This is a genomic window from Curtobacterium sp. UCD-KPL2560 (assembly GCF_001705035.1).
Classification (GTDB): Bacteria; Actinomycetota; Actinomycetes; order Actinomycetales; family Microbacteriaceae; genus Curtobacterium.
On record NZ_MCIG01000107.1, the window covers coordinates 1 to 8309 of the forward strand.

The 8309-nt window shown below is 66.2% G+C and carries 6 protein-coding genes and 1 pseudogene; 4 read left to right on the forward strand and 3 right to left on the reverse strand.

Going from position 1 to position 8309, the window contains the following annotated elements; genetic code table 11:
* Positions 1–386: 386 nt before the first annotated feature.
* Complete coding sequence (locus tag BEP24_RS15340) at positions 387–1394, reverse strand: LacI family DNA-binding transcriptional regulator (RefSeq protein WP_065964880.1); 1008 nt, start codon at positions 1392–1394, stop codon at positions 387–389.
* 258 nt (positions 1395–1652) lie between these two features.
* Between BEP24_RS15340 and BEP24_RS15345 the strand changes: the two genes are divergently transcribed.
* The 4 genes from BEP24_RS15345 to BEP24_RS17225 all read left to right on the forward strand — a co-directional run bounded on the left by BEP24_RS15345 (position 1653) and on the right by BEP24_RS17225 (position 5563).
* Positions 1653–1925 (forward strand): hypothetical protein, encoded by a 273-nt coding sequence (locus BEP24_RS15345; RefSeq protein WP_065964882.1) that lies wholly within the window; start codon positions 1653–1655, stop codon positions 1923–1925.
* Positions 1926–2130: 205 nt separating this feature from the next.
* The gene (locus tag BEP24_RS17730) at positions 2131–2307 is read left to right on the forward strand and encodes a hypothetical protein (protein WP_171898841.1); all 177 of its coding nucleotides are present in this window, start codon (positions 2131–2133) and stop codon (positions 2305–2307) included.
* Entirely contained in the window at positions 2289–2639 is a 351-nt protein-coding gene (locus BEP24_RS15350; protein WP_065964883.1) for a hypothetical protein, read from the forward strand. The genes BEP24_RS17730 and BEP24_RS15350 overlap by 19 nt, the downstream gene beginning before the upstream one ends.
* Positions 2640–3160: 521 nt before the next feature.
* Complete coding sequence (locus tag BEP24_RS17225) at positions 3161–5563, forward strand: hypothetical protein (protein ID WP_141693484.1); 2403 nt, start codon at positions 3161–3163, stop codon at positions 5561–5563.
* A 694-nt stretch (positions 5564–6257) separates the two neighbouring features.
* On the opposite strand, the gene BEP24_RS15355 is transcribed toward BEP24_RS17225, so the two are convergent.
* Together BEP24_RS15355 and BEP24_RS17230 are read right to left on the reverse strand one after the other, a co-directional pair.
* Positions 6258–7061 (reverse strand): hypothetical protein, encoded by an 804-nt coding sequence (locus BEP24_RS15355; RefSeq protein WP_065964884.1) that lies wholly within the window; start codon positions 7059–7061, stop codon positions 6258–6260.
* Between the two features lie 218 nt (positions 7062–7279).
* Positions 7280–8240, reverse strand: a pseudogene (locus BEP24_RS17230) (transposase).
* Between the last annotated feature and the right edge of the window lie 69 nt (positions 8241–8309).

The window sequence follows — 8309 nt, forward strand, 5'->3', positions numbered from 1 at the left end:
GGGCCGGGCTGGGACCCGGGCCGGAGGCCGGCGGGCCGGCCTGACCGGCGGGCCGGAGGGGCGTCAGCAGCGCGCTGCTGGCGCGTCGCACAACGGGAGGCACGTCGCACCACGTGTTTCCGTGGCGCGACGTGCCTCCCGTTGTTCAGAAGCACGTCGAACCACTGCCGAGAGCCTCGTGGCGCCGTCCGCGGCCGCCGCGGCGACTGCCGTTGCGTCGCGCCGCCCTGGCGGCGCTCCGCGCGCGCCGTCTGGCCGGCGCACAACCGGAAGCAGGTCGCGCCACGGTTTCCCGTGGTGCGACCTGCTTCCCGTTGTGCGGGAGCACGTCGAACCGCGCCGTGCCCGCCGCCTGCCGTGCCGCGCCGCGGCCGCGCCCGCGCCGCTCAGCGCGCGCGCACGCTCGCGCGCTCGACGATCCGGTGCGGCACCACGACGGTCTCCGGCGGCGCCGACGGGTCCGCGATGCGCCGGGACAGCAGGTCGAGCGCCGCGGTCGCGAAGGCCCGGCGGTCGAAGGACACCGTCGTCAGTGCGGGGATCGCGTACGCCGCCGGGTCGACGTCGTCGAACCCGACCACGCTCACCTGCTCCGGTACCCGGACGCCCCGCGCCGCGAGGACGTGCAGCACGCCGAACGCGATCGAGTCCGTGAAGGCGAACACCGCGTCGGGCAGCGGGTGGGCGTCGAGCCACGCGGCGAAGGCCCCGGCGGCGGCGCTCGTCGTCCACGCCGACAGCGGTACCCGAAGAGCCGGGTCGGCGGGGACCCCCGCGGCGTCGAGCGCTGCCCGGTACCCGCGCTCCCGGAGTTCGCTCGTCGCGGTCGGAGCACCCTCCCGGGCCGCCCCGACGACCGCGATCCGCCGGTGGCCGCGGGCGAGCAGGTGGGCGGTGACCTCCTCGGCCGCCCGACGACTGTCCACGTGGACCTGGTCGACGTGCTCGGGTTCGACCTCGCCGATGACGACCGTCGGCGGCAGCCCCTCGGTCGTGGCGAGGACGCTCGCGCTGAGCGACACCGGGTTGAGGACGAGCCCGTCGACCAGGTGCGCCCGGGCCCGCGACACGAGCTCCCGCTCCCGGTCGGGGTCGTTGCCGGTCTGGTCGAGCTGCACGGTCCACCCGCGGTCCCGCGCGAGTTCGACGAACCACTGGGCGAGCTCGGCGGAGTACGCGTTCCCCAGCTCGGGCAGCGTCAGCGCGATCGCCCCCGAGCGGCCGTTCCGCAGCCCCCGGGCGGACAGGTTCGGCACGTAGTCGAGCTCCGCGAGCGCCCGTTCGACCCGCTCGCGGGTGTCCGGGCGCACCGGGACGACGCCGTTGATCACGTTGGACACGGTCTTGGCGGAGACCCCGGCGAGGGCCGCAACGTCCCGCACGGTGGCGCGCACCGGTCGAGCGTAGCGCGACGGTCCGCGCCCGAGGGCCGTCGCCCGACGGCCGTCGCCCGAGGGCCGTCGCCCGACGGGCCGGCGCCCCGCTGTCGAACGCGGTGTGGGCGGAGTTCGCTGCGATCGCGGACGAGCAGCAGGATCGGGATCCGGTCCGCCTGCCTCGCTACGACCCCAACCGGTTCTGACCGTCCGACTCGCGTCGGCGGGTGCGGCCGCCGACGACCCGAACTGCGAGGTGAGCAGCAGAATCGTGGCATGACGCCTCCGCCCGACAACGTGTCCTGGATCGGTTTCACCTTCGAGCAGCACGAGCTTCTCGAATCGCTGCACTTCGTTGGCAACAACGGATGGGACCGCAACGGGCAGACCGACGAGGTGATGCCGGCGCTTCTTGCTCGCGCGGCCGCGGAAGGCCTGTCGCCCTCACGGTTCAAGGAGGCCATGTCAGCCGTCGGGCACACGCCTGCCGAGCTGCATCAGCTCGACCGGTGGGAGTCCAAGCGCACGACCGGCAGGTTCGGCCGTTGAGCACGCCGCCACTGACGTCGCGACCTCCCTCTCGCGGTGCCGGGGGAGGGAGCACGTGATCCGTCGCCGGGCCGTGACACCCTCATGGTCATGGTCATGGACGTCAAACAACTCATGGCTCTGCCCATCCGTGACCGGTGGGTGTACCTCGTCGGCCGGATCGTTGTCGAGTCGGTGACCCTCGACAGTCGGCTCCGCCGCGTCCGTGCTCGGCGACGAGGTGAACGCGTGGGTCCGCTACCCGGAGGTTCCCGTGCAGGTGCGCGGGAAGGTGGTCGCGTTCAGCGACTATGCCGTGCAGATTGAGATTACCCAGCGCGACGGCACGACGCATCGCGCCTGGGTGTGGAGCGGGGCTGTGACGTGGCCGACCCGTTCCTGACCCCCAGTGGAGCCCACGGCCGGCCCGTCCACCGCTGGTCCCCGCCGGAGTTCCCCGACGTCCCGCTCTACACACCCGAGCAGGTCCCCGAGACTAACCGCGGCGACGTCCGGACGCTCGAGGAGCCGATACCGGTCTGGGTTCGAGTGAAGTACGCCGAGATCGGCGCGCTGCGCACCCACGGCGTCGCCGTGGCCGCGTCGGAGCTTGTGGTCCTCGTGCAGACGACCTGGCAGGTGCGGCTGCAGGAAATCTGGGCGCGCCGCGACCGCGTCTCCCACCGTCGACTGCGATCACGCAGCGACCGGTCCGCGGCCACGGCTGACTCCTAGCCTGCGCGAGGGTGCGCGGACGAACGTCGCGCCAGCGTCGACGCGAGCGAGACACCGCGCGTTGCATAGAAGAGGACGTGACCGACCTCGACCAGACGATCGCCATCCTCCGACTCATCCTCGGTGTCTTCCAGCTTCTGACGAGCTGGTGTTCCCGGCCTCACCCGCGACCCACGCGCAGGGCGCCGCGTCATCGTCGCGCGCACCGAGCAGAGTCATGACCGTCCGACGCTGCGCGTCGGTTGTCAAGAAGGGGGCCGCGGTTGCGTCAGGAGCGCGGGGGCGTTCGGTGTCACCGCTCGGCTGACTCCGTCAGTTCAAGGATCCCCGCGATGAGCTCGACCAGCCAATTTGTATGAAGCAACACTATGAGCCATCGTTCAGCCCACTGTGGAACTACCCGTTGTGACCTGGGGTTTCAGCAATCACCCCTTTTCGGGTGGCGAACGATCGCACTCAGCTTTCTCTTATGCTGCGCGGGCTGACAGCAAGCGTTGCGGTCATCTGATCTGGGAGGTCACGTGCGCACACCGCTGCACGGTCCACGCATCCGAGGGCGTAGCGTCGCTGCTGCCACGCTCGGCGTTCTGACACTAATCGGTTCGTTTCTTGTCGCCGCTCCGGCGCAGGCGCTCAGTGACACTGGCACTGGCGGTGTGTACGTACCTGCCGCTGGCCGTGTCCTCGACACCGGTGAGGGCATCGGTGGGTACAACACGCCGATGCCGGCGAAGGGGTGGCGCACGATCAATGTCGCCGGTCAGTACGGCATCCCCGACGACGGGACGGTCGGCGCGATCTCCGTCGTTGCCACGGAGTCGTCGATCACGGCCCAGGGGCAGCTGTTCGGCCGCCCGAACGACAGCAAGCCGGCGACGATGATGGGTATCTACGGCGGTGAGAACAAGCAGATCACCTCGTTCTCCTCCGTCCTGGCGGTCAGCCCTGACGGCACGATCCAGATCCAGGCCGAGACGCAGATCCGCCTGTTCCTGGATGTGCAGGGCTACTACACCGCGAACACGGATGGCACTGCTGCGGGCGGCTTCGTGCCGATGAACGGCACCCGGATCGTCGATACCCGTGAGGGCCGTGGCGCTCCGCAGGCGACGGTTGCTTCGGGGAAGAGCATCGACGTGCAGGTCGCCGGAACGACCGGTGTGCCCTCTGACGCGTCCGGCGCGATCATCAACATGATCGCGGTGAATCGGGCTAACTCCACCGGCTACTTGACGCCCTATCCGACCGGGAGCGCTCGTCCGGCGAACTCGTTCAACTACGCAGCAGCGGTCCCGACGTCAATGCAGGCACAGGTGCAGCTATCCGCTTCTGGGCAGATTACGATCTTCAACGCCAACAGCACTACGGACATCGTGGTCGAGGTGCAGGGGTACTTCACCGCGAAAGGTAAGGGCGGCGCCATGTTCACCCCGGCGGCCGGGCGCGTCTATGACACCCGCGTGAGCCCTGCCGCGGTGATGGGGCCGAACGAGACCCGCTCCATTCAGGTTTCCGGCGTCAGCGGCATACCTGTCATGGGCTCTGGTCTCAACGCTGTTGTCCTCACTTTGACTTCGCTGAAGAGCACCGCGGGACAAGGCAACGCCACGGTGTGGGCTGACGGGACGACCCGGCCTGGGACGACTGCGATCAACTTTGACCCGACCACAATCCGCACCAACACCATCACTGTTCCCCTCGGCGAGAACGGGAAAATCTTACTCAATAGTGTCGGAGACTCCACTAACTACGTCATTGACCTCCAGGGGTGGTACTCGGACCCGGCAGCGCCCAGGATTTCATGTCCGTCTCCCTTCGTAAGTGACGCCTGGATTCAGCCTGCACCGAGCGCCCCCGTCAACTGCACGGTGACCGCACCCCCCGCAACATCAAGTTCCGCGCAGATTACGGTTTCGGTGGACGCCGCCGACGCGGTCACAAGAACTGTTCCTGAAAGTGTCGCATTCAGCCAGAGTGTACAAGTTGCCGCAACTCGCGGTGCTCATCTCATTACTGCGACGCGAATCATCGACGGGACGGCAACTTCCACCACTGTCTACCCGCTGACGTTCGGAACCTGGACTGAATCTGCCCTGGTTGGTGCCCCGACTGAAGGTGAAGTTACCCATCTCAATCCCTACTTGTCGGTCACGCTCGCGGGTGCCGATCAGTTCCCTCGGGATAGCACGTATCGATACTATCTAAGCGACTCGGCTTCGACGCAGGTACTCTGGGACAGCGGGCAAATCACAAAGCCATTTGCACAAGTTTCAATGCCGCTCACGAATGGAGTGACATATTCGTGGCACGCTGAGATCACGGGGAGCGTTGATCCCTCCGGCACGCAGTCCACAGTCGTTACCCCTGTCTTCTCATTCACTGCCTCTGATCACGCTGCGGGAGCAGAGCAAGCTGCGACTACTTCCTCAGATGGGACGTGGACGGCAAGCGATGCCAATCAGGCTGGTGCTTTCGCTCAGGATCCATCTCAATCCAGCTTCGGCGTATCAAGGAGATATGCAGATGTGCCCTATTGCAGTTCGCGTGATAACACGTCGAAGACAGTTCGCATCTACGAGCGAAAGGCCTTCCCGGGGGTAGTCGGTCGAGGCGGAGTCGGCACGCTCATCTGCGGAACCCCAGGTGGCATGGGGATGCGGCACATCTGGGCAGGGCACGGTAATGATTGGATTGGTATCGTGAATAAGTATCCGATGGGAATTAGTGCCGAAAGTTTCATGGATCAATCGCTCAACACCACGCTGCGCGCGCCGTCGAGCGTTGTGTACAATCGGGCCAATGATACGTATACCTATTACGGCTTGGTTCAGATCAAGCAAAAAGGCAAGGTTGTACGTACATACACGGTCAAGGTAGGCCACTCTGCAGGGAGCTGGAGGATCATCACGGCCTTCCCTAGTTGACCGGGAGAGCACCCTGGCGCACAGCGCCAGGGTGCTCGTAGGAGCGTTAACCGAGAGAACACCCTGGCGAACAGCGCCAGGGTGTTCTTAAAAGCCCAATCGACTTCTTGACTCCCATAGTTGAAGGTCAATTGTGTCGCCAGAGGGGAGCTCGCGTCGAATAATCTCCAACAGCCGCTCTCCTTGTCTCCTATGGAATGCGGCCGCCGCAGACGAGGGCCATCCGTATTCCCTGGAATACGAGTCGTTGAAGTGTTGCGTCCAGGCCAGGATCTCTTGGCGGACGGCAGGGGGTAGCGGGGGTATATGGGCCTTGCATTGCCCTTCGTCGTCCCAGAGTGGCCATTCGACACCGTAGTCGTTCATGAGGCGGTAGTGCACGGTCAGATCGTTCCATGAAACGACTTGCTCTGCACGTGCGTGCCGCGACTGGGCGCCGGCGTCGCAGCCGTGGGCATGCGACTTCTTGCGGGCCTCAGTGGAACCGCCGACGGGAGCTTTGTGGCTGTCCAGGGTGACGTCTCTGTTCCGGGCCTGCGTGCCCTTCCTGAAGGATTCAAGACTCGCGTGCGCTTCGAGGACTCAGGGCGCCGTCCGCGAGGGGTCCGGGGGGGTGACTGCAGTTCGACGACGACCAGTTACTGATATTAGCCATACTATCGGCGCTTTCGCTGAAGCCGTAGTTGGTGCTCAGTCAGGTTCCGCGGAGAGCTTCAGCGACGTTGACCTGATCCCGGTGCTGCGCGCTGATGCGATCGAGAGCAGCGACGAACGCGTCGACGTTGTCATCACGACCACTCCACTGCGCAGCGGCGCTGCTGATGTCCGTGAGGAACTGAGCTGCGGCGTGCCACTGCGGTGCCACGACGACGTCGAACACGAGGCGCTGCATCTCCTGCAACGCGTCGCGGCTCCGCGGCGTCCCAACGAGCAGGACCTTGTCGACTGCGCCGCGGAGCCCTTCGTAGCGTGGCCCCTGTACTGACTCATGCAGGTCGTCGACGTCCAAGGCGACGAGTGGGTCGATCCGCAAGCCCTGTCCCTCGAAGTGGCCGTTCAAGGTGCCCTGTCCCCAGCCGGCTTCAATCGGCCGCGCCGCCCATGCGTTGATGCGCTGCACCTGCACCTGCACCTGCACCTGCACCTGCACCTGCACTTGCACTTGCACGTGCTTCTGCTCTCGGTCGAGCATGTTGATCCGGTGGTCACCCTCCAACAGATGCGACGCCATCGGGTCGGCGTCGACGTGCGCGCACAGCGGTACGTCGCAGGTGTGGAGCAGCATCACCGACGACGGCAACGCCCGCCCCGTCACGATCTGGTGCGCGTAGCGGGACGGACGCGCCGTACGCTGCCGACCTGCGCCGGGCCGAATCCAGAACCGGCCGTAACCGTCGTCACTAATCGCGCCGGTCCAGATCCGGCAGTCATCCGGCAGCGGTCCACGAATCAGGTGCGACCAGAACCGTTCCTGCTCGTTTAGCGCGGCACCGGTCATCTAACGCCCACCACCCGACTAGATCGACGCCCGCATGGCACCGGACCGCACCGCCGCTACGTGTGCGGGCATCGGGGTGGCGCTGGGCATCATGCCGCGACCACTGCGGTGGGAAGCGCCTCGGTGCAGAGCGGGCAGCTTGACTCTGGTCCGTCTACGCGCGTCACGGTGCCTTGCTGCTCCTCCGGGACTGCTGCAGGTTTGGTTGACTCGTTCGTTTAGGCCGCGAGTGCGACCTGTGGGTTGATGATCGTCTCGTACTCGATTGGGGTCAACTTCCCAAGACCGCGTTGGCGTCGTTTCCGGTGGTAGGTCGCTTCGATCCAAGTGATGATCGCCAGCCGGAGCTCTTCCCGGGTCGTCCATCGTTTCCGGTTGAGGACGTTCTTCTGCAGCAGGGCGAAGAACGATTCCATCGCAGCGTTGTCCGCGCAGGCGCCGACTCTGCCCATCGATCCGAGGAGCCCTGCATCGCAGAGGGGTGCTCGGTGATGTCGGTCAGCCACAGCCGGTCCAGGTCTGGTGCTGTGAACGTTCGCCGGACCCGGTCGTCGTGCACCGGCGGACCGGCCTTCCGGGTCAGGCCGCGCTTCTTCGAGTGCAGGGACCAGAGCCGCTGCTGCGAGCACAACCGCCACACCCGACGCTCGGAGGTCCGGTGGCCAGCCGCGGCCAAGTCGTCAGCGATGAACCGGTACCCGAACGTCGGATCGTCGCGATGCGCGTCGATGGCGGCGTTGGTCAGGTGCGCGTCGTCCCAGTCCCGTTTGGACACGGGGCTGGCGCGCCAGCGATAGAACGCCTGCTTCGAGAAGCCCAGTACCCGGCAGGCCACCGCGACAGGAACACCGTCGTCGGCGAGTTCAAGGACCAGCGGGTAGATCATTTTGGGAGTTGTGACTGCGCGAAGTACGCCGCTGCCCGGCGGAGGATCTCGTTCTCCTGCTCGAGCAGCCGGATCCGTTTCTGCGCCTCCCGCAGCTCGGCTTGCTCCACCGCTTTCAGCGACGGCGGCTCTGCGACCCCGATGCCGTCGTCACGGTCCGCGAGGCGCAACCAGCGGGCCAGGCAGGACTCGGAGACGCCGAAGTCCTTCGCGACCTGCCGCACTGACGTCTCGCCCTTCCGGGCGACCGCGATCACGTCACGGCGGAACTCTTCCGGATACGCCTTCACCATGGCGCACATCCTTCCAGCAGGAGCCAATGCCCCTACCTCTCAGGAGTCAACCGAACCTGCAGCAGTCCC

Excerpts from the sequence above, each read along its gene's own strand:
- BEP24_RS15355 (WP_065964884.1), bottom strand. The coding sequence starts at position 7,061 with ATGACCGGTGCCGCGCTAAACGAGCAGGAACGGTTCTGGTCGCACCTG.
- BEP24_RS15345 (WP_065964882.1), top strand. The coding sequence starts at position 1,653 with ATGACGCCTCCGCCCGACAACGTGTCCTGGATCGGTTTCACCTTCGAG.